1 protein-coding gene is annotated in these 671 nt (G+C 51.1%); it reads right to left on the reverse strand.

The genetic code is table 11. The features are described 5' to 3' along the window. The coding region (locus R7Z50_RS27900; RefSeq protein WP_318149807.1) for a pyridoxal-phosphate dependent enzyme at positions 1-671 on the reverse strand (671 nt) is incomplete at both ends.

Consider the following 671-nt stretch of genomic DNA (forward strand, 5'->3'; position numbering starts at 1 on the left):
AAACTCGGTGACAGCGCGGCCGCCAATCAGATTACAGAATTCAAAGAAAGCGCCTTGACGTTCTGGAATCGTCACGGCTAATAGACCTTCACGCTTCTCACCTAATTCACAACGCTCTGAAACATAGCGTAAACCATGAAAGTTGGTATTCGCGCCAGACAGCACCGTGGCAAGGTTCTTGTTTTCCAGTTGGTTTTGCTCAACAAACTTCTTCAAGCCAGCAAGCGCAAGCGCCCCGGATGGTTCAGCAATCGCGCGAGTATCCTCAAAAATGTCTTTTACGGCAGCGCAGATTTCATCGCTTGAAACCGCCACATGACCATCAATGTATTTCTGACACAAGCGGAACGTTTCTTCACCGATGCGTTTTACCGCGACACCATCAGCAAACATGCTGACTTGGTCGAGTACCACTGGCTCACCAGCATCAAGCGCCGCTTTCAGACAAGACGAGTCTTCAGGCTCGACGGCGATGACTTTGATTTCTGGCATCAGTTGCTTGACCAGAACCGCTACACCAGCCGCCAAGCCACCGCCTCCAACCGGCACGAAGATGTAGTCGAGATGACCATTTTGCTGCAGCATTTCCATGCCGATGGTGCCTTGACCTGCAATCACCAGTGGGTGATCGAAAGGGGGTACAAACGTATAGCCGTGTTGTTCTGACAAGC

Source organism: Vibrio sp. 1249-1 (assembly GCF_033340495.1).